Raw genomic sequence first — 23,746 nt, forward strand, 5'->3', positions numbered from 1 at the left:
CCCTTCGGCGCACACACCGTGCCGGCACAGGGTGCGCAGATCTATGGCGATGCCGAGGCCGAGGCCGGCATGGAAGAGCGGAAGACGATGGCACGCGACCGCGGATCGATGCTCGAGGGCCATGGCGCCAGCACCGCCGAGACGCCGGCCGGACTCTACCAGTACCTGACCGTGGCCGGCCTGGCGGCTCTGGCCGTCCTGACGCTCTACTTCAAGCTCGATATCGGCTTCGTTTCGCTGACCATCGCGCTGGTGCTCACGCTGATGGCGCCGGAGCTGCAGAAGCGCGCGCTGGGCCAGGTGTCGTGGCCCGAGATCATGCTGATCGTCGGCGTCAGCACCTTTGTGGGCGTGATGGACAAGATGGGCACGATCGATTTCGTTGGCCACAGCGTGGCCCACCTGACCTCGCCGCTGATCGCGGCGCTGCTGCTGTGCTTCGTGGGTGCGGTGGTGTCGGCGTTTGCCTCGTCGACCGCGGTGCTGGGCTCGCTGATCCCGCTTGCCGTGCCGTTCCTGCAGCAAGGCTCCGACGTCAGCGCGATCGGCTTTATCGCGGCGATGGCGGTGTCCTCGACGATCGTGGACGTAAGCCCGTTTTCGACCAACGGTGCGCTGGTACTGGCCAACGCACAGGGCGTGGACCGGCAGGCCTTCTTCCGCAAGCTGATGGTCTATGGCGCGCTGGTGACCGTGGTTGCGCCGGTCGTGCTGTGGTTCATCTTTGTTGTGCTCTGAGTTCCGGTCGCGATCGCTCGCTAACCATGCGAACTGGCCGCCACGCGGCTAAGATAGGAGGCCGCCCCCATACCCGAGCCCAGAACCATGAGAATCCGCATTGGCGAAGAGATCACCTTCCGCAAACTCGAAGCCCTGCTGGCGTTCATGGAATCCGGCAACCTGGCCAAGGCGGCCGAGATCCTGGACACCAGCACGGTCAGCGTGCACCGTGCGCTGCACTCGCTGGAAGAGGGCACGAGCTGCGCGCTGTTCCGGCATGAGGGCCGCAACCTGATCCCGACCGATGCGGCCTATGTGCTGGCGGATACGGCAAGGGAAGTGCTCAAGGCCATGGCGGACGGCATCCGCGCCACGCGCGAGGCCGCCGGCTATTCGGCCGACCAGCTCAAGATCGGCTCGCTCTACTCGCTGACGGTCCAGACCGTGCCCAGGATCGTGATCGGGCTGAAGCTGCGGCGCCCGGAAATGCAGACTGAACTGGTGCTTGGCTCCAACGCGGACCTTCTGCACAAGCTCAAGCAGGGCTCTATCGACGCCGCGTTGATGGCCGTGCCCGAGCCCGATCCGGAGATCGAGTCGATCCCGCTGTTCGAGGACGATATCTTCTTTGCGGCGCCTGCCGACTCGCCCTACGCCTCGATGCCGGCGGTCGACCTGCGAGCCTGCCGCGACGAGCCGTTCGTGGCGTTGAGCGAGGGCTTTGTCACCTATCACGGTTTTGTCGAGGCCTTCCGTATTGCCCAATTCACGCCAAATGTGGTGATGAAAGTCGGCGATATCTTTTCATTGATGAACCTGGTGGGCGGTAGCATCGGCTACACGCTTTTGCCAGGGCGGGTGAAAGGGGTGTATTCGCGCAACGTGGCGTTCGTGCCACTGGCCGGCGAATATGACATCAAGCAGACCATCGGCCTGAGCTTCCTGCGCCGCCGCGAGCGCGATCCCAACCTGCTGGCGCTGGCCGCGGTGTGCCGCATGGCCATGCGCGACGCGGAGCAATAGGACGCCGAGGCTGGGTCCGGCCGCGCTTCAGGCCTTGCTTCCGGCCAGCGTAATGGTTCTCCGCCCAACGTGATTGTTCGGTTGGCGCCGCCTGTTTAAGGTGGGCACATCAGACAGACGTCAGCCCGGAGATGCGATGACCACCACCAGCACAGGCCGCCAATGGAACACCCGCAGGGAGGCCAAGGCGCGCCGCAAGCAGAACGCCGCCGCCATTGCCCAGGGCAAGCTGGTGCCGACCAGCGATATCGTGCCCTTCCTGGAGGCAGTGCTGCTTTCGGGCGACCGCGTGGTGCTGGAGGGCAACAACCAGAAGCAGGCTGACTTTCTGTCGCGCTCGCTGGCACAGGTCGATCCCGCGCGTGTGAATGCACTCCACATGATCATCCCGAGCGTCAGCCGGGTGGAACACCTGGACCTGTTCGAGCGCGGCATCGCGCGCAAGCTGGATTTCTCGTACGCCGGCGCGCAGAGCATCCGCATCTCGCAGTTCCTGGAGGACGGCCAGCTCGAAGTGGGCGCGATCCACACCTATATCGAGCTTTATGCGCGGCTGTATGTGGACCTGGTCCCCAACGTCGTGCTGATCGCCGGCTACAAGGCCGACCGCGAGGGCAATCTCTACACTGGCCCCAGCACCGAGGACACGCCGGCACTGGTAGAGGCCGCGGCCTTCCGCGACGGGCTGGTCATTGCGCAAGTCAATGAGATCGTCGACGACCCCACCGGCCTGCCGCGCGTGGACGTGCCGGGTTCCTGGATCGACTATGTAGTGCAGGCGGACAAGCCATTCTTCTGCGAACCGCTGTTCACGCGCGACCCGCGCCTGATCAAGCCAGTCCACGTGCTGATGGCGATGATGGCGATCCGCGGCATTTACGAGCGCCACCAGGTGCAGTCGCTCAACCATGGCATCGGCTTCAACACCGCGGCGATCGAGCTGATCCTGCCCACCTACGGCGAGTCGCTGGGTCTGAAGGGCAAGATCTGCAAGTATTGGACCCTCAACCCGCATCCGACGCTGATCCCTGCCATCGAGACCGGCTGGGTCGAGAGCGTGCACAGCTTTGGCAGCGAACTGGGCATGGAGGCCTATGTCGCCGCCCGGCCGGATGTCTTCTTCACAGGTGCGGACGGTTCGATGCGTTCCAACCGGGCCTTCTGCCAGCTTGCCGGCCAGTACGCGGTGGACCTCTTCATCGGCTCGACCCTGCAGATCGACGGCGACGGCCATTCGTCCACCGTGACGCGCGGGCGGCTTTCCGGCTTTGGCGGCGCGCCCAACATGGGTCACAACCCGGGCGGGCGCCGGCATCCGACGCCGGCATGGCTGGATCTGATCGAGACGGACGACCCGCTCGCGCGCGGCCGCAAGCTGGTGGTGCAGATGGTTGAGACCTTCCAGGCGGGTGGCAAGCCCACCTTCGTGGAATCGATGGACGCGGTCGACGTCGCGCGCGAAAGCGGCATGCCGCTGGCACCGGTGATGATCTACGGGGACGACGTTACGCACGTGCTGACCGAGGAAGGCATTGCCTACCTGTACAAGGCGCAATCGCTGGAAGAGCGGCGCCGGATGATTGCCGCAGTGGCGGGCGTCACGCCGATCGGCATGAAGCATGACCCCGCCACCACGCGCCGGATGCGCAGCGACGGCCTGATCGCGCTGCCCGAAGACCTGGGCGTGCAGCGCAGCCAGGCCACGCGCAGCTTGCTGGCGGCCAAGAGCATGGCCGAACTGGTGGACTGGTCCGGCGGGCTGTACGCGCCGCCCGCCCGCTTCCGGAGCTGGTAATGGCGAGCGCAGCAGCAAGGATCCTGCACACGCCGGCGCAGCACCGGCACCAGCCGGCGGCCGCTCCCCGCGCCCAGGCACTCGCTGGCCTGGCGGTCAGCGCGATCGTGGAAGAAGCACGGCTGTCGCCCAAGCCTGGCCTGGTCGACAGCCGTGGCAGCGGCGCACATGCCGACCTGACATTGCCGCTGATGCTGCGCTCGGCGCAGTCGCTGGGCCCGTCGTTCGCGGCCATGGCCGATGCCGGCCTGCAGGCGCCGCGCGTCGGGTATGGGCTGCGCGAGCAACTGGGCGCGCTCGGCCGCGAGGCCGAGGCGGTGATGCTGTCCGCCACCGGCGGTGTCAATACGCATCGCGGCGCGATCTGGTGCATCGGCTTGCTGGTCGGCGCCGCGGGACAGCTCGGCGCGGCCGGGCAGCGCGCCAGTGCCGCGGCGATCAGTGCCACGGCGGGTGCGATCGCCGCGCTGCCCGACCGCCACCGGCCGGTGGTTACCGGCAACAAGGGCGAACTCGCTTGCCTGGCGTACGGCGTTGGCGGTGCGCGGGCGCAGGCGCGGGCAGGGTTCCCGCACGTGATGCGGCTGGCGCTGCCGGCCCTGCAACGCAGCCGCGCGCGCGGCGACACCGAATCCACGGCACGTCTCAATGCGCTGCTGGCGTTGATGAGCGAGCTGGACGATACCTGCGTGCTGGCGAGGTCGGGGCGCAAGGGCCTGGACTACATGCAGGCCGGCGCGAAGGCGGTGCTCGCCGCCGGTGGCGCGGGCACGGTGGTGGGACGGCGGCAGCTGCGCAACCTGGACACCGGCATGCTGGCGCAGCGCGCCTCGCCGGGCGGCGCGGCGGACTTGCTGGCCGCGACGATCTTCCTCGACCGGCTGTCGCAGGACTCGATGGGCAACTATTCTGGGGACTTTGATGGAACAACTGCGATTTGAATTTCCGGCGGGGCAGCCCGCCAGGGCGCGCGTGCTGGTGGGCGTGGTCGGGTCGGGCGACCTCGAGGTGCTGGTCGAGCCCGGCAGCGGCGGCGTGACCACGGTTGAGGTCACCACCTCGGTCAATGGCTATGGCCGTGTCTGGGATGCGCAGCTCGCGCGCGTCTTCGCCGCCGAGCCGCGCGCGTCGATGCAGATCCGCATCCACGATTTCGGCGCCACGCCGGGCGTGGTCGGCATGCGCCTGGCGGAGGCCTTCGAGGCGCTGAGCGACCTGCAACCAGGAGAGGGCGCATGAACACGGCGGAACTGCTGGCGCGCAACAGCTTTATCGAACTGGGGGCACGCGAGCGCGCTCGTGCGCTGCTGGACCCAGGCACCTTCCGCGAACTGGCGGGCCCGTTCGACGGCCTGCAGTCGCCATGGCTGCCGCCGCAGGGTGTGGTGCCGCAGAGCGATGACGGCGTGGTGGTCGCCAAGGGGCGCATCGACGGGATGCCGGCGGTGGTGCTGGCCATCGAAGGCGCCTTCCAGGGCGGAAGCATGGGCGAAGTCGGCGGCGCCAAGATTGCCGGTGCGCTGGAGCTGGCCGCCGAAGACAACCGCCGCGGTGAACCGACGCGCGCAGTGCTGCTGCTGGAGACCGGCGGCGTGCGCCTGCAGGAAGCCAATCTCGGCCTGGCCGCGATTGCCGAGATCCATGCGGCCATCGTCGACCTGCGCCGCTACCAGCCGGTGGTCGGCGTGATCGCGGGGCAGGTGGGCTGCTTCGGCGGCATGTCGATTTCCGCGGGCCTGTGTACCGCGCTGGTGATGACGCAGGAAGGGCGCCTTGGCCTGAACGGCCCGGCCGTGATCGAGCAGGAGGCGGGCATCGCCGAGTACGACTCGCGTGACCGGCCGTTTATCTGGAGCTTCACCGGCGGCACGCAGCGCGTTGCCACCGGCTTCGCCGATGCGTATGTCGATGACGACTGCGGCGCGATGCGCAGGCAGGTCGCCGAACTGTTGCGCGGCCTGGTCGCGGGAAGCCATCGCAGTGAACAATACGCCCAATACCTGGCCGCGCTGCAGGCGTACGACGCCAGTGCGCAGCCCACGCCGGCAGATGTGCAGGCGTTGTTGCAACGGGGGACCGACGCATGAACTCAGCAACCCAAACCGCTACCGCGCGCGAACCCGGCCGTGGTGAACGCTGGCTGCAGGCACTGGCGCCCGCGGCACAGATCCAGCCGGGTCTGCCGGACTCAGTGCTGGTTGCCGACGGCGAACTGGCGGGGACAGCGGTTCGCTGGATCGCGCTGGTGCCTGACGCCGCCAGCCGCTTCCCGCGGGCACGTCATGGCGAGGCCGGTCTGCTCGAAGGCTGGTCGCTGGCGCGCGCGGTGCGCGAAGCGATCGAAGCGGACCGCCAATTGCCGGTCAAGCGCGCCATCGTGGCGATCGTCGATACCCCCAGCCAGGCGTACGGCCGGCGCGAAGAAGCGCTCGGCATCCACCAGGCGCTGGCCGGCGCTGTCGCTGCCTATGCCGAGGCGCGGCTGGCCGGCCATCCGGTGGTGGCGCTGATCGTCGGGCGCGCCATGTCGGGAGCCTTCCTTGCGCACGGCTACCAGGCCAACCGCATCATCGCGCTCAATGACGAGGGCGTGCTGGTGCATGCGATGGGCAAGAAGGCCGCCGCCAGGGTCACCATGCGCACAGTCGAGGACCTCGAAGCGCTGGCGTCGACGGTGCCGCCGATGGCCTACGACATCGAAAACTTCGCCACGCTGGGCATCCTGTGGCGGCTGATCGACGTCGAGTCGGCCAGCGCCCCGGTGCCGGCCGATGTGCACCTGGCGCGCGACACCATCCTCTCCGCGCTGGCGGAGATACGACGCGACCCGACGCACGGACTGTCCGGCCGGCTGGCGGGCGCAAACCGCAAGGCATCGGCTGCGGTGCGTGACTGCCTGTCGCGGCAATGGCAAGCCTGAACACTGCGATGCCCGCGCCACACGACCTGGTCTGGCTGCGCGATCCGGCCAGCGACCTGGGCCGCGACGCCTTGCCGGAATGGGTCTGCCTGCCAGCGCTGCGCGAGATCCCGCTGGTCGTGCGGCGCGACGACCGCCGGCCTGGCGCAGTCCCCGTCGGGCTGCGCGGCCGCACGCGCGCGGAACGCTTCGGCACCTGGATCACGCCCGCGGCGATCCGCAAGATCGTCACGCCGATGGACCTGGCTGCGCAGCGTGCATGGCGGCGGCGGCCGGAGCTGGCGACCCTGCCGGCAATCCTCGCGCTCGAGGCCATCGCCGACTGGCTCGACGCCGCCGGTATCCGGTGGGGCGTGACTGGCAGCGCCGGCTTCTCGCTCGCCTGTCTGCACAACGTGCTGCGTGCCGACAGCGACCTTGACCTCGTCGTGCAGGCCGCGCATCCACTGCCGGCCCCGCATCTGGATCTGCTGGCCGAGCTGCAGCGCGCGTCGCCGGCCAGGCTCGATATACAGGTCGCGACCCCGTTTGGTGGCTTCTCGCTGCTGGAACGCCTGCGCAGCGGCGGCAAGGTGCTGCTGAAAACGGATCACGGCCCGCGGCTGTGCGCGGATCCTTGGCACCCCACACGATGAATGTCCTGCTTACCTTCCCCGGCCAGGGCGCACAGCGCCCCGGCATGCTGAAAGACCTGCCGGCGCATCCCTCGGTGGCTGCGGTGCTGGCCGCGGCGGAAGACGTGCTGCAGGTACCAGCGGCAGAGATGGATACGCCGACACGCCTGCAGTCCACGGTATGGACCCAGCTTTGCCTGCTGACGGCAGGCGTGGCCATGGCGCGCTGCCTGGCGGCGCATGACGCCCGCGCCGACGCGGTGGCCGGCCTCTCCATCGGCGCCTATGCGGCGGCGGTGACCGCAGGTGTGTTGGACTTTGCCGATGCGTTGCGGCTGGTGCGCTTGCGCGGGGAGCTGATGGCGCAGGCCTTTCCGGATGGCTATGGGATGACGGCCATCCTCGGCCTGGACCGGAACCGGCTCGAACCGCTGGTGGCGCAGGTCTGCAACCCGCAGCAACCGGTGTACCTGGCCAATTTCAACGCCCCCACGCAGATCGTGATCGCCGGCAAGCTCTCGGCGCTGGCGGAAGTGTCGACGCTGGCGCTGGCGGCCGGCGCACAGGCCGCCAGGCCGGTCGCCATCCACGTACCGTCGCACTGTCCGCTGCTGGCTGACGCCGCGCGCTCCCTGGGCGAAACCATGCAGGGCGTGGCCATGTCGGCGCCTGCGCTGCGCTACTTCAGTGCGAGCAAGGCGCGCGAACTGCGCGATCCACGCAAGATTGCTGAGGATCTCGCGCAGAACATGGCGACGCCGGTGCGCTGGCATGAAGCCATGCTGCTGGCCCGCGCCAATGGCGCCAGGCTGGTGGTGGAGGCGCCTCCGGGTGATGTGCTGACACGGCTGGCGCAGCCGGTGTTTGCAGATGGCATCGCAATGGCCTGTGACAGAACCCGCGTCGATTCGATCGCGGCGATCATGCGTCGTTGATTCTCCGCTTGACAATAGCGGATCTGCAAAGCAGCAAACCACCTCGATGTGGAGTTGTCAGGCCGCGGCGCGATGCCACTCGATGCGCTGGAGGCTATGCCTGGAATCCGGCATTTTGGTAAGCTCGGCTACCCGCCGGCGAGATTCGCCCGAATTACCTAGTTCCGGGGATGCCCCTCGCCGCCGATTTCTGTCAGCCTGACGTGATCCGGAGATCGGCCTATTCCGGTGGTACAGCTAAACTCTGGCCGTGACCGCACCGTACCCAATGACCCAACCATTGCCTGACGCCGGCGAATCGGTGTTGCCCGCTCCCTTGCTGGTGGTCGAGGACGAGCCACTGATGCAGACCAGGCTGCGCACGATCCTGGCCACGCTCGGCTATGCCGAGGAGGCCTTGTGGTTTGCCGGCAGCCTCGCCGACGCCAATGCGCTGCTAACCGCCCAGCCGTTTGCGATGGTGCTGGTTGACGTCGGGTTGCCCGACGGCAATGGCATCGACCTCATTCGCGCGTTGCACGAGCGCGATCCTGCCTTGCCAATTCTGGTAATCTCGACCTGGAACACGGAGCGCGTCATCGTGAGCGCGCTGCAGGCGGGTGCCACCGGTTACCTGCTCAAGGAGCGCGACGACCTCGAGATTTCCTTGTCGATCCGCAGTGCGCTGCGCGGCGGAGCGCCGATCGATCCTTTCGTTGCCAGGTACATCCTCGATCTGGTCGCCACGACGGCACCATTGCCTGGCGGGGCGGAAATCCATGCGCGCCGATTGGTCGGCGCGTCGCCGCTGAGCGCACGGGAAATCGAAATCCTCTCGCTGGTCGGCAAGGGCCTGACCAATCGGGAGATCGCGGATCTGCTGTCCTTGTCCAGACTGACGGTCGAATGCCACATCAGGAACATATACAAGAAATTGGCCGTCCACTCCCGCACCCAGGCCGTGTTCGAAGCGCGTGCGCATGGCTTGTTGCGCTGATCTTGGGGGCCACGCTCCTCGCCGGCGCTGCAATCGCGCAGGAAGGGCCGGGCGCCACCGCCTTCACCCGCATAGAGGCTGCCCGATCGACCTGGCAGGGTGATAGCCCGCCGGCGGCGGGCTGGGTCCCGGTGTCGCTGCCGGACGACTGGTCCTCGCGCTGGCCCGATTTCGACGGCGTGGTCTGGTACCGGCTGAGCTGGCAGTGCACGGATGCAAGCCAACCCACGGCGCTGATGCTTGCTTACCTGAATATGGCGGGGGCCGTTTATCTCAACGGCAGCTTGCTGATGCGTGACGCGAGCCTCGTCGAACCGCTCACGCGAGCCTGGAATACTCCCCGTTATCAGTTGATATCTCCGCCGTTGCTGCGGGAGGGCACCAACACGCTGCTGATTCGCGTCTCGGGGCTGTCGGCATACCAACCCGGACTTGGACCAGTATCGGTCGCCGACCCGGACCGCCTGCGGGCCGCTTACGAACAGGCCTACCGGCTGCGTCATGATCTGCAGTTGGTCAGCCTTGCAGTCACCGTCGCGCTAGGTTGCTTCTTCTTTTCGCTCTGGGTGATGCGCCGGCAAGAAGTGACCTACGGCTGGTTCAGCCTGATGTCGCTGGCCTGGTGGTGGGTGGCGCTGAATCAGGTGGCGACGAGCACCTGGCCGTTTGCCAGTACCGATGCCTGGGGGCGCGCAAATATCATCGCGCTGCTCATCTACAGTGCTGCCTTCACGATGTCCATGGTGCGCTTCTGCGAACGGCGCCTGCCGCGCATTGAAGCGGCGCTGTGGACGCTGGTAGTGTTGGGCGCGGCCGTCATGCTCGGGGCGCCGCACGGTTACCTGACCGAGGTGCGCAACACGCTGACGGTGGGACTGGCGTGCAATTTCTTCGCGACGTGCCTTGTATTTCTCTGCTTTGCCTGGCGCAGTGGCCGCACCGATCATCGCATCCTGTCGTTTTGCATTGCAATTTTCCTTGCCGCCGCGGTACACGACCTGCTGAGCTTTCTTGGCATCCTCAAGGACAACCTCTACTACGCAGCCCTCACTTCGCAGTTCCAGATGATCGCCATGGCGCTGGTGCTGGCCTGGCGCTTCGTCGCCAACCTGCGCCGCATCGAACGATTCAATGACGAACTGCACTGCAAGATCGACGCGGCCAAGGCGGAGCTCGCAGCCAACCTGGATCGCCAGCGCGAGTTCGAAGTCGCCAATGCGCGGCTCAGTGAACGGCTCAATCTCGCACACGACCTGCACGACGGCCTCGGCGGCACGCTCGTCAGCGGAATTGCGACACTGGAGCGCATCCCTCACAACATCCCGCCAGGCCAGGTCCTGTCGATCCTAAAGGAGTTGCGCGACGACCTGCGCATCATCATCGATACCACCTCCAGCCAGCAGTTTGGCGAGCACGCACTGGCAGGTCAGATCGTGCCACTGCGGCACCGTCTTACGCGGCTGTTCGAGAGCCACGACATCGAGTGCCGGTGGCAGCTCACTGGCCTCGATCAATGCTATCTGCCGACTTCGCAAATTCTTGATGTCATGAGGACCGTGCAAGAGGCGCTGACCAATGTACTGAAGCACAGCAAGGCGAGTCGCACGGACGTCGTCCTGCGCAATGATGCCCGGGGGCTGGAGCTGATTGTCAGCGACAACGGAATGGGCTTCGAACCCGCCGCCATCGAACGGCATCCGGGCACCGGCATGCGCAGCATGCGCGCGCGTACCCGGCGTCTTGGCGGGACGTTCAGCGTGCGATCCACAGGGGAGGGGACAATGCTGACCGTGCGTATCCCAATCGAGGCCGACACCCTTGGATCACCACTTGAGCTGCAGCCCGGCCGAGCCAATGATCGAGTTCCTGACCCTGGCATTACCCCCCGTGGCCCAAAGCCTGCCGGCTTCGCCATAGAGACTGATCCTCCGGTTCAGGGCCAAGGTTAGGCCGTCGTGTAGTTGGCAGGCCGGTGTTCCGATGCCGTGGCTGTCCCGAAGAGACAACCGGCCTGCGGCGAGCCAAGGTCCCTTCCCGGCCAGCTTCTGTTTTTGTCGGACGACACCCGAGACCGGCACGCCGATGCCGCAGGTAAATGCCGCCTACGGAGTGCGCGCCGCAGGTCGCGTGTCGCGCACCGTGGTCGGGGCGGGGTACACGTCGTCGCCGGACGTAATTGGCTGACGGGGCGGTGGCGGTGTTGCTGCGGTATCCCGCGGGACTCCCTCGCATCCCGCCAAGGCTGCGGCCAGAAGGGCGATGAGGGAGCACTCAGCCAAGCCGCAACGGAAGGCGTGGCCGGTGCGGGGGAAGAGCGTGCGGTGCTGCATAAGCGTCCCCAGGTGGCAATCCTGCCTCTAGCTTAGGCTACCGGCGCATAAGAGCCGGCGCGGGAGGCTGGTCAAATGTAGTCGCAAACTGGCGGGGGAGATCTTTAGAGGCGCTGCTAGTTAAGACATGAATCCATGTGCCTGCAAACTCGCAATAAGCTGGGGCAGTGTGTAACGAATCTATAGGTAGTGGCGTATGTTCCACATTCGAGCCGGTGCAAGCAGGTAGAATCGCGCATTCCGTGGCAATCGCAACATTCCTATAACAATGAGCCCCCGTCCGTCGCGCCTGCCGTGCATCGACGCCCTGAAAGCCGTCAGCTCCCAGTTGATCGTGCTCCATCACCTGGCCTTCTATGGCCCGATGTCCGATACCGCGTATCGGCTGGCCCCGGGGCTGGTGGACTGGCTGTACGACTACGCGCGCATCGCCGTGCAGGTCTTCCTGGTGGTCAGCGGCTTTCTCGCCGCGCGCAGCCTGGCGCCGCATGGCCGGCTGGAGATCGGCCAGCACCCGTTGCTGGTGCTGTGGCGGCGCTACCAGAAGCTGGTGGTGCCCTTTGCTGCGGCGCTGCTGCTCAGCATTGCCGGCGCCGCCCTGGCGCGCCAATGGATGGTGCATGACTCGATCCCCGCGCCGCCCGGCCTGCTGCAGTTCCTGGCGCATGTGACGCTGCTGCATAACGTGCTCGATGTCGATGCGCTCTCGGCCGGGGTCTGGTACGTGGCCATCGACCTGCAGTTGTTTGCGCTGCTGCTGGGCGCGCTTTGGGCCGCACGCGCCGTCGCGCGCGGGAAAGCGCCGGCGGGTGCCGGGGTCAGCATCGGCATGGTGGCGCTGGTGGCGGTGGCGTCGCTGTTCTGGTTCAACCGCGATGCCGCGTGGGATATCTGGGCGGTGTACTTCTTCGGCGCCTATGGCATGGGGGCGCTGGCCTTCTGGGCGTCCAACCCCGGCCGCCCGGTGTTGCCGCTGCTGGTCATCGGCGCGGTGGCGCTGGCGGCGCTGGCCTTCGATTTCCGGCTGCGCATCGCGGTGGCGCTGGCCACTGCGCTGCTGCTGGCGGTGGCGCGCCGCGGCGGTTGGCTGGAGCGCTGGCCGCGGGCGCGCGTGGTCGGCTTCTTCGGGCGCATTTCCTATTCGGTGTTCCTGGTTCACTTTCCGGTTTGCCTGCTGGTCAACGCGCTGGTGTCGAACCTGGCGCCGGGCCAGCCGGTGCTGAACGCGCTCGGCATGGTTGCCGCGTGGGCGCTCAGCAATGTGGCCGGCGCGCTGTTCTATCGCTACATTGAAAGCGCCCGGCCGTTGGCGGCGCTGCGTGCGCTGCCGGGCAACGGCCGTGACCGCGCCAGCCGGCAAAGCGTGTAACGTTTGCAGGCACGGCCGCGCGGCAACGGTGCGGCTTGCCCCGGAAGGCGCCGTGCCAGCATGGGCGTGCGCGCCTCTTGTTGGTGCTTGTGCACCCGCCATGTCACGCCGCCGGCACGCCAAGCGTGCATGCCGCCTGCGCGGACTTGCGTTCGGCGCCACACACATCGGAGCAACACTCGCGTAAACGGGCATTGGGCGATGGCACAAAGGTTGCCTAGTATGGAATCGTAAACCTGACCATTTGGTCAGGATTCCATCGGGAACCGGTGCCATGTCCGACCATATCGTCCTGACCTCGCACGCACGCCGCGACAAGCCGGCCGAGCCTATCCACTGGGGCGCCCCCACGGCGGCCGAGCGCGGGCCGGTCATCGCCAGCCTGGCGAATCCGGCGCAGCGCAATGTGATCGGCACTCACGCTGGCGCCTACGCCATCTACCGGGCCCTGGCGGTTGCCGCGGGCGCATTGCAGCGCGACCATCGCACCGACCTGACCGATACCGCGCCGGCGGAGGCCATCGGCCCGCATCCGCAGTGGGGCGACCCGGAGAAAATTGTCTCGCTGGATCCCTGGGGCCACCTGGTGTCCACCGTCTTTGCCGACCGCATCGCGGCCGGCGTGGATATCCGCCCCACCATTGCCGTCACCCGCGCGCATATCAACATGCCGGAGCTGATGTCTGCCATTGCGGCCGGCCGGCTCAAGCCCGACGGCGACATCCTCCATGCCAATGGCGACGTGCGCGTGACCAAGGCGGCGGTCGACCCGGTGTGGTACCTGCCCGGGCTGGCGGCCCGTTTCGGCATCAAGGAAAGCGTGCTGCGCCGCAGCCTGTTCGAGCAGACCGGCGGCATGTTCCCGGAACTGGTGACGCGGCCGGACCTGAAGGTGTTCCTGCCGCCCATCGGCGGCATGACGTTGTATTTCTTCGGCGACGTCAGCCAGCTGGGCAAGCCCGAAACCCGCGTGGCGTGCCGCGTGCACGATGAATGCAACGGATCGGATGTGTTCGGGTCAGACATCTGTACCTGCCGGCCGTATCTGGCACATGGCATCGAGGTGTGCATCGAGATGGCGCAGCAGGGCGGTGTCGGGCTGGTGGTCTACAACCGCAAGGAGGGCCGCGCGCTGGGCGAGGTGACCAAGTTCCTGGTCTACAACGCCCGCAAGCGGCAGGTGGGCGGCGATCGTGCCGAGACTTACTTTGCCCGCACCGAATGCGTGGCAGGCGTGCAGGACATGCGTTTCCAGGAGCTGATGCCGGATGTGTTCCACTGGCTGGGCATCCGCCGCATCGACCGCTGGGCGTCGATGAGCAACATGAAGCATGGCGCGCTGGTGGCGCAGGGCATCGAGGTGGTCGAGCAGGTGGCCATCCCCGAGGCCCTGATTCCCGCCGACGCCCGTGTCGAGATCGATGCCAAGGTGGCCGCCGGCTACTTTACGCACTACACGCCGCCGGATGCGAACGAACTGGCCCTGGCAAAGGGCAGGGGGTTGAACGAATGACGATGTTTCCCGAGGATGGCAAGCCCGGCATGGACCGCCAGGGTACAGGTAACGAGATGCGGCCGGGTGCCGGCTGGCTGAGCCCGGTGCCGGAAGGGCACCCCGCTTCGGCGTTGCTGTGTGCCGAGGCGGTGCGCACGCATTGCGCGGCGGTCACCGAACACGTGGCCAGCGGCGCGTCCGAACTTTTCACCTGGCATCCGGACCGCGTGCATGCCATTGCCGACTATGTCGCCAGCACCATCCGCCAGCGCTATCCGGACCTGCAGGTGCCGTACCACAGCCGCTGGCGCCATTTTGAAAGCGGCGCCGTCGACCAGCGCGCGGACCGCTGGCAGGTGCTGTGCGAGCGTGCCGCGCTGAGCGGGCCCGAGCACCGCGAGGAGCGCGCCCGCATCGGCATCGACCTGGTGATTCCAAGCGTACTGCTGGATGCCGGCGCCGGCCCTGACTGGCGTTACCGCGATCCGGCCAGCGACCTGGTGCTGACGCGCTCGGAAGGGCTGGGCGTGGCCAGCTTCGTCCTGTTCGCACGCGGCGGCTTCTCGGCCGCGCCGGGCGATCCGCTGCGCGCGGACGCCGAGCGGCTGCAGCGCATCGATGCCGACAGCATCGCCCACGCCTTCCAGGTCGCGCAGCACAACCCGCTGGTGGGGCTGGAAGGCCGCGCCGGCCTGCTGCGCCGCCTCGGCGAGGTGATGGAGGCGACCCCGGCGCTGTTTGGCCGGCCGGCGCGGCTGGGCAACCTGTATGACTACCTGAAGGCGCATGCGGTCAACGGGCAGCTCGACGCCAGCTTCCTGCTGCGCACGCTGCTGGTTGGCCTGGGGCCGGTATGGCCGGGGCGGATCATTGTCGAAGGCGTGTCGCTGGGCGACTGCTGGCGGCATCCGGCCGCGCCGGGCGGGCTGGTGCCGTTCCACAAGCTCACGCAATGGCTGACCTATTCGCTGCTGGAGCCGCTGGAAGACGCCGGCCTGACCGTGACCGGGCTGGACGCGCTGACGGGCCTGCCCGAATACCGCAACGGCGGCCTGCTCTACGACTTCGAGCTGATGGTGCCGCGCGACCCCGGCTTTGCCGCCGTGCCGCATGCGGTGGATGAGCCGGTGATCGTCGAATGGCGCGCGCTGACGGTGACCGGCCTGGACCTGGTGGCCGACGGCGTGCGCCAGGCGCTTGGCTTGCAGGAAGAGAACTTCCCGCTGGCGCGCGTGCTGGAAGGCGGCACCTGGGCGGCGGGGCGCCGCATTGCCGCCAAGCGGCGCCAGGGTGGCGCGCCGCCGTTCGCCATCATCAGCGACGGCACCGTGTTCTGAGCACGTCGGCCGCCAGGCGGCCGACGTTGCTGGCAGGCATTGCATGTGAAACGTGGCATCAGGAGCGTCACCATGAACGACATGTCCGCTGTTCCCGCTGTTGACCCACTCGATGCCGATGCTGCCGGCCTGCCCGGCGTGCTGGTCGTCGACCACCCGCTGGTGCAGCACAAGGTCACCCTGGTGCGCAGCGAAGAGACCACCACCGACAACTTCCGCCGGCTGGTGCGCGAAATCAGCCAGTTGCTGACCTACGAAGCCACGCGCGACCTGGCCATGGAGACCATCGCCATCCGCACGCCGATCGCGCCGATGCAGTCGCGGGTGCTGTCCGGCAAGAAGCTGTGCCTGGTGTCGATCCTGCGCGCGGGCAACGGCTTTATCGACGGCATGCTGGAGCTGCTGCCGGCGGCGCGGGTCGGGCATATCGGCCTGTACCGCGACCCCGAGACGCTGGAGCCGATCGAGTACTACTTCAAGATGCCGGAAGACATCCAGGAGCGCATGGTGATCGTGGTGGACCCGATGCTGGCCACCGGCAACTCGGCCATCGCCGCGCTGAACCGCCTGAAAGAGGCCGGCGTCACCACCATGAAGTACGTGTGCCTGATCGCCTCGCGCCCCGGGCTGCGCGCGCTGCGCGCGGCGCACCCTGAGGTCGGCATCGTCACCGCGGCCATCGACGACACCCTCAACGAGCACGGCTATATCGTGCCCGGGCTGGGCGACGCCGGCGACCGCCTCTACGGCACGCGCTGATGGACACGCCCGCCAGCGCCACGGCGCGGCGCCCGCTGCCCGCGTGCGATGCCCCGGGCGGGCGCATCCGGCAGGAGAACCAGGCCATGATCCTGCACGCGGCCGAGCATGTCTTTGCGCGCGCGGGCTTCGCCGGCGCCACCATGGCCGAGATCGCGGTGCGCGCCGGCGTGCCCAAGTCCAACCTGCATTACTACTTCCGCACCAAGCAGGCGCTGTACCGCGCCGTGCTGGCGCATACGCTGCAGCTGTGGCTGTCGGAGACCGACATCATCCGCGCCGAGCTGCCGCCGCAGGTGGCGCTGGAACAATACATCCGCGCCAAGATGCGGCTGTCGGCCAGTCATCCGGATGCATCGCGCGTATTTGCCAACGAACTGCTGCACGGCGCGCATGAGATCGGCGAGGTCCTGCGGCAGGTGCTGCGCGAACTGGTGTCGCGCAAGGCGGCGGTGGTGCAGCAGTGGATCGACCGCGGCCAGATGGCGCCGGTCGACCCGCAGCACCTGTTCTTCACGATCTGGGCGGCCACGCAGACCTATGCGGATTTCGAGTCGCAGGTATGCGCGGTGCTTGGCGTCAGCCAGATGGAGCAGCAGGACTATGCTCAGGCCACCGAGCACCTGGTGGCGCTGCTGCTGCGCGGCTGCGGACTCGACCCCGAGCCCGCCGCGCCCGACCGGCGCGCATGACGCCTGGACCCGCGCACCGTGGCGCCGGAGCCGGTGCCGTGAGAACATCGGCGTGCCTCCTGCCTGAGAGACCCCCATGCTCGACCTGATCCTGCGGCATTGCAACCTGCCCGACGGGCGCACCGACATCGATATCGGCATTGCCGCAGGCCGCATCTCCGCGGTCGAGCCGGCACTGGCCGCGCGCGCCGCCGAAGAGATCGATGCGGCCGGCCAGCTGGTGACGCCGCCGTTCGTCGATGCGCACTTCCATATGGACGCCACGCTGTCGTACGGGCTGCCGCGCGTGAACCAGTCGGGCACGCTGCTCGAAGGCATTGCGCTGTGGGGTGAGCTCAAGCCGATGCTGACGCAGGAAGCGCTGGTCGAGCGCGCACTGGCCTATTGCGACTGGGCGGTGGCGCGCGGGCTGCTGGCGATCCGCTCGCATGTGGACGTGTGCGATCCGCGGCTGCTGGCGGTGGAGGCGCTGCTGCACGTGCGCGAGCGCGTGCGTCCCTACCTGGACCTGCAGCTGGTGGCATTCCCGCAGGACGGGGCGCTGCGCGCGCCCGGCGCGCTGGACAACCTGAAGCGCGCGCTGGACATGGGCGTCGACGTGGTCGGCGGCATCCCGCATTTCGAGCGCACCATGGCGCAGGGCGCGGAATCGGTCCGGCTGCTGTGCGAGCTGGCGGCCGACCGCGGCCTGCGCGTCGACATGCATTGCGACGAGAGCGACGACCCGCTGTCGCGCCACATCGAGACGCTGGCCAGCGAGACCGTGCGGCTAGGCCTGCAGGGCAGGGTGGCGGGCTCGCACCTGACCTCGATGCACTCGATGGACAACTACTACGTGTCCAAGCTGATCCCGCTGATGCGCGAGGCCGGCGTGGCGGCGATCGCCAATCCGCTGATCAACATCACGCTGCAGGGGCGGCACGATACCTATCCCCGGCGCCGCGGCATGACGCGCGTGCCGGAGTTGCTGGAGGCCGGCGTGCCGGTGGCGTTCGGCCACGATTGCGTGATGGATCCGTGGTACAGCCTGGGCTCCGGCGACATGCTGGAAGTGGCGCACATGGGGCTGCACGTCGCGCAGATGACCGGGCAGGAGGGCATGCGCGCCTGCTTCGCCGCGGTGACCGCCACGCCCGCGCAGATCCTGGGGCTGGACGGCTACGGCGTGGCGCCCGGCTGCCGCGCCGACCTGGTGCTGCTGCAGGCGCGCGACCCGGTGGAGGCGATCCGCCTGCGCGCCACGCGGCTGCGGGTGCTGCGTGCCGGCAAGACCATCGCCAGCATGCCCCCGGCGATGGCCGCGCTGGACCTGCCTGGCCGGCCGGCGCAGGTGGACTTCCTGCGGCGCGGCGGCGGGCAATAAGGAGCACAAATTTTTTGTGTCAGGGTGTTGACAGTCCCTGTCGTGCTCGGCATAATTTCCTTCTTCGCATCGCAGCAGCAATGCAGCGAAACGAAGCCCAGATGGCGGAATTGGTAGACGCACTAGGTTCAGGTCCTAGCGGTGGCAACACTGTGGAGGTTCGAGTCCTCTTCTGGGCACCAATATTCGGGAAGGCTCGCGCAAGCGAGCCTTTCTTCGTTTCAGCCGGCATAGGTGACCGAGTCCTCGCCGGGCGCCGGCCTCGGATAGCTGGAAAAAACCCGCAGCGATGCGGGTTTTTTTCGTCCATCGTTTCCGTGCTGGTTCCGGCGCTGGATGGTTCAGCCGGTTGCCAGTCCTTCCTCGCGCTGTGCCTCGCGCACGCAATTGCGCCCTTCGGCCTTGGCGCGGTACATGGCGGCGTCGGCCGCGCCGAACAGCCGCTGCCAGTAACGCTCGCCGCCGCGCCCGATGGCCACGCCGAAGCTGGCGGTGACGCGCAGCTGGGTGCTGCCCGACAGGTAGACCGGGCGGGACGCGACTTCCGCGCGCAGGGTTTCGGCCAGCGCGGCGGCCTCGCCCGGCCTGCCGTGCGGCAGCAGCAGCGCGAACTCCTCGCCGCCGAAGCGTGCCAGCACGCCTTCGGGCGGCACCAGCGCGCGCATCATCGCAGCGAGGTCGCGCAGCACCTGGTCGCCGGCGGCATGGCCATGGCGGTCGTTGATCTGCTTGAAGCGGTCCACATCGATCAGCACCAGGCTGGCGCTGTCGTGTGCCGCGTACTGCGCGGCCACCAGCTCCAGCGCGCGCCGGTTGAGCAGTCCGGTCAGGCTGTCGGTGCGCGCCTGGTGTTCCAGCTGCGCGGTCAGCGAGGCGCGCTCGCGCAGCTTGCGGCGCAGGATCTCGATGGCATCGAACAGGCGCCGCATCTCCGCCGCGGGCCTGGCGGACGCCGCTGGCGCGGCGTAGTGCGGGTGGTCGCGTGCCTCGGCCAGGCTGATCACTTCGTCGCCGGCGCGCAGCAGCGGCAGGAACACCGAGCGCTGCGTGAACACCAGCACGTAGCCCAGCACGGCAAGGATCAGCGCCGACGTGCCGCACGCGGCCGTCAGCTCGCGCAGCGCCTGTGCGCGCGTTGCCGTGAAATGCGCGACCACCTCGTCCAGGAATACGCTGCGCAGCCGCTCCAGCGGCTCCAGCGTGCGCACATAGCGGTTGGTCAGCTCCGTCGGCGTCATCGAGTAATGGCCCGAGACGCGGCCCTGCGCAACCAGGCTGTCGATCATGGACAGGCCCTGGCCGAAGAACTGGTGGCCGGCGTCGGCGTATGCCTGCTCCAGCGCGGGCACGGCGCCGAACATGTTGTACGCCGGTCCCGCCAGCTGCCATAGCTCCAGCAGCCGGCCGCGCGAGCGCGTGGCATCCACCAGGCTCTGCACCGGCATCGGCTGGCGCGCCGCCACGGGCGCCATGATCTGCGAGGCGATGCGCCCGCCATACTCGCGCAGGTCGCCCAGCATCCTGCCGGTCAGCGCCGGCGCCGCCAGGCCGTCGTCGCAGGCGGAGAGTTCGCGCACCTGCCAGGCGATGGCCGGCTGCAGCGCGTCCACGACCTCGAACATGCTTTCGATGGCATGGCGGATCTCGTCCATGTCACGGTCCTGGCGCGGGCGCTCGGCGAGTTCGTCGATCTCGGCCCGCGCCCGCGCCAGGCGTTCGCGCACGCGCTCGACCATCAGCGGCGGCAGGTGGTGGTGGTGCAGGCCGAAGGGTGCCGGCGGCGGCGCGGACAGGCGCGCCAGCGCGGCGTCGCTGCGGGCGCGGAAAGTTTGCAGGCGTTCACGCGCGGGGGTGTGGGGCGAGGGTGGCTCTCCCAGCACGCTGTTGGCCGGTCCGCGTTCCGCGGACAGCACGTTGGCGGCCTCCAGCAGCTCGCGGTACGCCGAGATGTCATACAGGTTCTGCCGCGCCGAGGTGAAGTCGCCATACGAGCGGGCCATCACCAGCGCGGCGAGCACCAGGGTGCAGAGCCCGCCGACCGCCGTGGCGATCGCCAGCTTGCGCTTCAGGCTGCGGCTGCGTCCGGCCGGCGGCGGCATGCCCCCGGGTTCGGACTCACGCCGGCGCGCACGTTGCCACAAGGCCATAAGGTTTGCTCCCGGCGGCAGCATGCCGGGCTATGTCTGCAAGATTTGTCATTACCGCCATTATTGACGAAAAGGCGCAGCGGCCCGGCCAAATTTGCTCACCGGCAGCGCCGCACGGCGCGCGCGCGGCCGAACATTCGCGGCTAACGCTGGCAGGGCATTTGACCTATGCTCAAGCTCATCGGGCAGGCACATATAACGTCCGAAGGTGGTTGCCATGACTACGGTCTTGTCATCGAGAGGGAGGGAGGCGGGGACTTGCCCCGGGTGGCACGCATGTGCCGCGCGCCACGGCATGGTCCTGCATCACCTGCAGTACAGCGTCATCCTGGCCATGCTGTTGTGTGCACTGGCCCATGCAGATGACGCCGTTCCGGAAAGCCAGGGCATCTCCGGCTGGGACCAGCCGCTGCAGGCGCAAGCCGGGCAGCCCGCCATCGCCGACGTGCCCGATCTGCTGGTTGCCGACACTGCTGCTCCTGTCTGGTCTGCCACGCCCGCCGAGCCCGTCACCGTCGAGTATGCCGCGCAGTCGCCATCGTCCCCATCCGCGTTAACGCTTGCCATGGGCCCCGGGCCCGATGACGATGCTCCCGGCCTTGCCGCGGTCGACCGTGAAACCGCCGCCATGGCCGAGCGCCCGCGCCGGGTGTCGCTGCACCTGGATGACATCACCAGCGCAGGCGGTTTTGCCGACAGTCGCGTGCGCACCATGGCGCTGGCGGTCGATGCCGTGGTGCCGCGCGCAGGCGGGCTGATCATCCAGCCGCGCTTGCAGCTGGCCTACCAGCCTGGCATGTCGCCCGTCTCCGGCATGCCGATGCAAGCCATGCCCGGCGATGCCAGCGCCGCCGGTATCGGCGTGCGCCTGTACGGCGCGCAGCCGACGCGGCTGGCCGGCATCTATCCCTTTGTCGAGGCAGACTGGTGGCAGGACAGCCGCAAGCAGGTCATCAACATCAACGGCACCAAGATCGATGCCGACCTGCTGCGCGGGCTGTTCTCCTTCAACATCGGCGCGCATGGCAATACATCGACCGGCATGAAGCTGTGGTTCAAGGTGAGGGCGGGGCGCAACCCGGGCGGAACGGTCGGGGCGCGCTATCGGTGGTAGTGGGGAGGGTGGCGCCAGATGCGAGCGCCGCAATGAAAAAAGGGCTTCCGTTTCCGGAGGCCCTTTTTCTTTCTGCATAGGTGGCGCGGCTGGCAGGATTCGAACCCACGACCCCTTGGTTCGTAGCCAAGTACTCTATCCAACTGAGCTACAGCCGCACACGAGAGGCGCCATTGTAGCGCAATTTCCGGTTTGCGCAAGCCCCCCGCCAAAAATCTTCAACTGGCCCCGATGCCCGCGCCAGTGCTACGCCGTGGCGTTCGACCAGATGCCGTCCGCTTCCTGCGCCTTGCCGTCATCGCGCAGCTTGAGCAGGTGCGCCAGCAGCGATCGCTGCGCGACCGGATGCATGCGTGGAGGCACATCGTCGTAGACGCGCAGCAGCAGCTCGCCGATCGGTGCCGGTCCCAGTTCGCGCAGTGCGGCAGCGACCTTGGCCTCGCGCTGCAGCCGGTGCCGGATCAGGATGCGGATGGCGTCCTGCGGCCGCGCGATCAGGAAGCCATGGCCCGGCGCCAGCCAGTCTAGGTCTTCGTCCTGCAGCGCTGCGAGCGAGTCCAGGTAGGCGCGCATGTCGCCATCGGGCGGGCCGATGACGACGGTCGAGCCCTGCATCACGTGGTCGCCGGTGAAGAGTGTCTTTTCTTCTTCCAGCAGGTAGCAGAGGTGGTTCGAGGCGTGGCCCGGCGTGTGGCACACGCGCAGGGTGCAGTCCTCGGTGAGGGCGAGGCGCTCGCCGTGGTCCAGTTCGCGCTGTGGCTCGAAGCTGGCGTCCTGCCACTGGCCGGCTGGCGCGGCACGCCCGAGCACCGTGGCGCCGGTGGCGGCCTGCAGCGCGGCGGCAGCGGGCGAGTGGTCCAGGTGGGTATGGGTGGCGAGGATCCAGCGGATCGCGCCGGGTGCGGCAGCCAGGATGGCGCGCACATGCTCGCCATCGTCGGGGCCCGGATCGATCACGGCCCATTCATTGCGCGCGCCGCCGCCTACCAGGTAGGTGTTGGTGCCCGGGCCCGTCATCACGCTGCCGTTGTTGGCGGTCACGCGCCAGACGCGCTCGGACAGCCGTACCGGCACGCCCGGTGCCAGCTCATAACGGCCGTGCGTGGTGCCGTCGGGGTCGATGCGGCCGATCTCGGCGTAGCACGGCTCGTTGGGCATCACCGGGCGCACGCCGGCCGCTCCGGTGGCCAGCCGCGGCATGATGCAGGCAATGCCGCGCAGCTGCGAGAAATAGGCGTAGCAGGCCGCGGCGCTTTCAAACTGCGCGATCGAGCTCAGCGTGCGGCGCGTGACGTGCATCAGCGCCAGGCCGCTGGCGGGATCGGCGGCCTCGCCGGGGCGGATCCAGCGGTGCTCCACGATCTCGGTGCCGTCGGGCACGGCCACCTGGCCTTCGGGGGCGATGGCGACAAAGAAGCGGGTATCGAAACGCTTGGGCAGGCCGGGCGGCGTCAGCCAGTAGCTGTGATAGGCGAGCCGGTCGGCCGCCAGGCGCAGGCCCAGTTGCTCGCAAGCGTGGGCCAGGCCGGGGCCGCCGCGCTGCACTGCCTCGCGCAGCAGCGCCTGCCGGGCGGGGTCGAGCTGGTGCGGCGACTGCAGGCGCCCGTCGCGGTCGCAGGCAAACAGCAGGCCGGCCTCTTCATAGCATTCGCGCAAGGCGGCCAGGTAGAAGTCCAGGCCGCTGGCCGGCAGGCCCAGGCGTTCGCTGGCAAGGGCGTCGTCCAGACCGTGGGCATGCGCGTGCAGGGCCTTGTCCTGCGCGTCGAGCGTGCCGCCGGGGAAAACGTAGGCGCCGCTGCTGCGGTCGTTGGCGCGTTCGACGCGGCGTACCAGCAGCACTTCCATGCCGGCCGGCGCATCGCGCACGACGAGCAGGCTGGCGGCGGTGCGCAGCAGGGGGGCAGGGGTGGCAGGGCGGTTGCCGCTTGTCTCTGTGGTTGTCATTGTGTCGGCATCGTGGTTGTGCTGGCGGCACGCACCTGGCCGGAACCCGGGGCGCTGCCGCGTGCCATAGTTTAGCCGCGTTCAAAGATTCGCTATCGGCGGGGGATTGCCGGGCTGCCCGGGCGCGCCGGCTTTGGCTTTTCCGGCCAGAGGCAGTAACCTGATAGCTCCGCTTCACTTTTTGGGGTGCCCGTTGCCGGCGCCCTCCTTCTG

The 23,746-nt window shown here is 68.1% G+C and carries 20 protein-coding genes and 2 tRNA genes; 19 read left to right on the forward strand and 3 right to left on the reverse strand.

Translation table 11 applies throughout. The annotated features are described in order from the left end of the window. The 18 genes from CF68_RS37875 to CF68_RS00585 form a co-directional block, all read left to right on the forward strand. Positions 1-738: SLC13 family permease (locus CF68_RS37875; protein ID WP_035815193.1), on the forward strand; the 738-nt coding region annotated here is incomplete at its 5' end. 87 nt (positions 739-825) lie between these two features. Continuing rightward, positions 826-1,743: a LysR substrate-binding domain-containing protein gene (locus tag CF68_RS00505; RefSeq protein ID WP_035815195.1), complete on the forward strand. Its 918-nt coding sequence runs from the start codon at positions 826-828 to the stop codon at positions 1,741-1,743. A 136-nt stretch (positions 1,744-1,879) separates the two neighbouring features. Further along, positions 1,880-3,538, forward strand: a complete 1,659-nt coding sequence (gene mdcA, locus CF68_RS00510) for a malonate decarboxylase subunit alpha (RefSeq protein WP_035815198.1) — start codon at positions 1,880-1,882, stop codon at positions 3,536-3,538. After that, on the forward strand, positions 3,538-4,479 hold the full coding sequence (locus tag CF68_RS00515; RefSeq protein ID WP_035815200.1) for a triphosphoribosyl-dephospho-CoA synthase: 942 nt from the start codon (positions 3,538-3,540) through the stop codon (positions 4,477-4,479). Before mdcA ends, CF68_RS00515 begins: the two co-directional genes overlap by 1 nt. Then, a complete protein-coding gene (locus tag CF68_RS00520; RefSeq protein ID WP_035815203.1) occupies positions 4,460-4,777 on the forward strand; it encodes a malonate decarboxylase subunit delta in 318 nt (105 codons plus the stop codon). The genes CF68_RS00515 and CF68_RS00520 overlap by 20 nt, the downstream gene beginning before the upstream one ends. Continuing rightward, on the forward strand, positions 4,774-5,625 hold the full coding sequence (locus CF68_RS00525; protein ID WP_035815206.1) for a biotin-independent malonate decarboxylase subunit beta: 852 nt from the start codon (positions 4,774-4,776) through the stop codon (positions 5,623-5,625). Before CF68_RS00520 ends, CF68_RS00525 begins: the two co-directional genes overlap by 4 nt. Then, positions 5,622-6,458, forward strand: a complete 837-nt coding sequence (gene mdcE, locus CF68_RS00530; protein WP_035815208.1) for a biotin-independent malonate decarboxylase subunit gamma — start codon at positions 5,622-5,624, stop codon at positions 6,456-6,458. Before CF68_RS00525 ends, mdcE begins: the two co-directional genes overlap by 4 nt. Next, entirely contained in the window at positions 6,446-7,093 is a 648-nt protein-coding gene (locus tag CF68_RS00535; protein WP_035815210.1) for a malonate decarboxylase holo-ACP synthase, read from the forward strand. Before mdcE ends, CF68_RS00535 begins: the two co-directional genes overlap by 13 nt. Further along, on the forward strand, positions 7,090-8,007 hold the full coding sequence (gene mdcH, locus CF68_RS00540; RefSeq protein ID WP_035815212.1) for a malonate decarboxylase subunit epsilon: 918 nt from the start codon (positions 7,090-7,092) through the stop codon (positions 8,005-8,007). Before CF68_RS00535 ends, mdcH begins: the two co-directional genes overlap by 4 nt. 268 nt (positions 8,008-8,275) lie before the next feature. Next, positions 8,276-8,983, forward strand: a complete 708-nt coding sequence (locus CF68_RS00545) for a response regulator transcription factor (RefSeq protein ID WP_035815214.1) — start codon at positions 8,276-8,278, stop codon at positions 8,981-8,983. Between the two features lie 2 nt (positions 8,984-8,985). Next, positions 8,986-10,932, forward strand: a complete 1,947-nt coding sequence (locus CF68_RS00550; RefSeq protein WP_035815217.1) for a 7TM diverse intracellular signaling domain-containing protein — start codon at positions 8,986-8,988, stop codon at positions 10,930-10,932. Between the two features lie 649 nt (positions 10,933-11,581). Continuing rightward, the gene (locus CF68_RS00555; RefSeq protein WP_035815220.1) at positions 11,582-12,682 is read left to right on the forward strand and encodes an acyltransferase; all 1,101 of its coding nucleotides are present in this window, start codon (positions 11,582-11,584) and stop codon (positions 12,680-12,682) included. A 274-nt stretch (positions 12,683-12,956) separates the two neighbouring features. Further along, positions 12,957-14,195 carry a GTP cyclohydrolase II gene (locus CF68_RS00560; protein WP_035815223.1) on the forward strand — a complete coding sequence of 413 codons (1,239 nt, stop codon included), beginning with the start codon at positions 12,957-12,959 and terminating at the stop codon, positions 14,193-14,195. After that, positions 14,192-15,514, forward strand: coding sequence for a URC4/urg3 family protein (locus tag CF68_RS00565; RefSeq protein ID WP_035815226.1), 1,323 nt, complete (start codon positions 14,192-14,194; stop codon positions 15,512-15,514). The genes CF68_RS00560 and CF68_RS00565 overlap by 4 nt, the downstream gene beginning before the upstream one ends. A 72-nt stretch (positions 15,515-15,586) precedes the next feature. Further along, positions 15,587-16,273 carry a uracil phosphoribosyltransferase gene (gene upp / locus CF68_RS00570; protein WP_035815229.1) on the forward strand — a complete coding sequence of 229 codons (687 nt, stop codon included), beginning with the start codon at positions 15,587-15,589 and terminating at the stop codon, positions 16,271-16,273. After that, positions 16,273-16,965 carry a TetR/AcrR family transcriptional regulator gene (locus tag CF68_RS00575; RefSeq protein ID WP_035815232.1) on the forward strand — a complete coding sequence of 231 codons (693 nt, stop codon included), beginning with the start codon at positions 16,273-16,275 and terminating at the stop codon, positions 16,963-16,965. Before upp ends, CF68_RS00575 begins: the two co-directional genes overlap by 1 nt. 76 nt (positions 16,966-17,041) lie before the next feature. Beyond that, on the forward strand, positions 17,042-18,328 hold the full coding sequence (locus tag CF68_RS00580) for an amidohydrolase family protein (RefSeq protein WP_035815234.1): 1,287 nt from the start codon (positions 17,042-17,044) through the stop codon (positions 18,326-18,328). Between the two features lie 95 nt (positions 18,329-18,423). Continuing rightward, positions 18,424-18,510 (forward strand) — tRNA-Leu (locus CF68_RS00585). Positions 18,511-18,669: 159 nt separating this feature from the next. Here the strand turns inward: CF68_RS00585 and CF68_RS00590 are convergent. Then, positions 18,670-20,475 (reverse strand): GGDEF domain-containing protein, encoded by a 1,806-nt coding sequence (locus CF68_RS00590; protein ID WP_035815236.1) that lies wholly within the window; start codon positions 20,473-20,475, stop codon positions 18,670-18,672. 217 nt (positions 20,476-20,692) lie between these two features. Between CF68_RS00590 and CF68_RS00595 the strand changes: the two genes are divergently transcribed. After that, positions 20,693-21,589, forward strand: a complete 897-nt coding sequence (locus CF68_RS00595) for a hypothetical protein (protein WP_035815238.1) — start codon at positions 20,693-20,695, stop codon at positions 21,587-21,589. Positions 21,590-21,670: 81 nt separating this feature from the next. Here CF68_RS00595 and CF68_RS00600 read toward each other — a convergent pair. Both CF68_RS00600 and CF68_RS00605 read right to left on the reverse strand, forming a co-directional pair. Beyond that, positions 21,671-21,747, reverse strand: a tRNA-Arg gene (locus CF68_RS00600). An 88-nt stretch (positions 21,748-21,835) separates the two neighbouring features. Next, positions 21,836-23,533, reverse strand: a complete 1,698-nt coding sequence (locus CF68_RS00605; protein WP_035815242.1) for an MBL fold metallo-hydrolase — start codon at positions 23,531-23,533, stop codon at positions 21,836-21,838. Positions 23,534-23,746 lie beyond the last annotated feature (213 nt).

This window comes from Cupriavidus sp. SK-4, from assembly GCF_000611125.1.
Lineage (GTDB): Bacteria > Pseudomonadota > Gammaproteobacteria > Burkholderiales > Burkholderiaceae > Cupriavidus > Cupriavidus necator.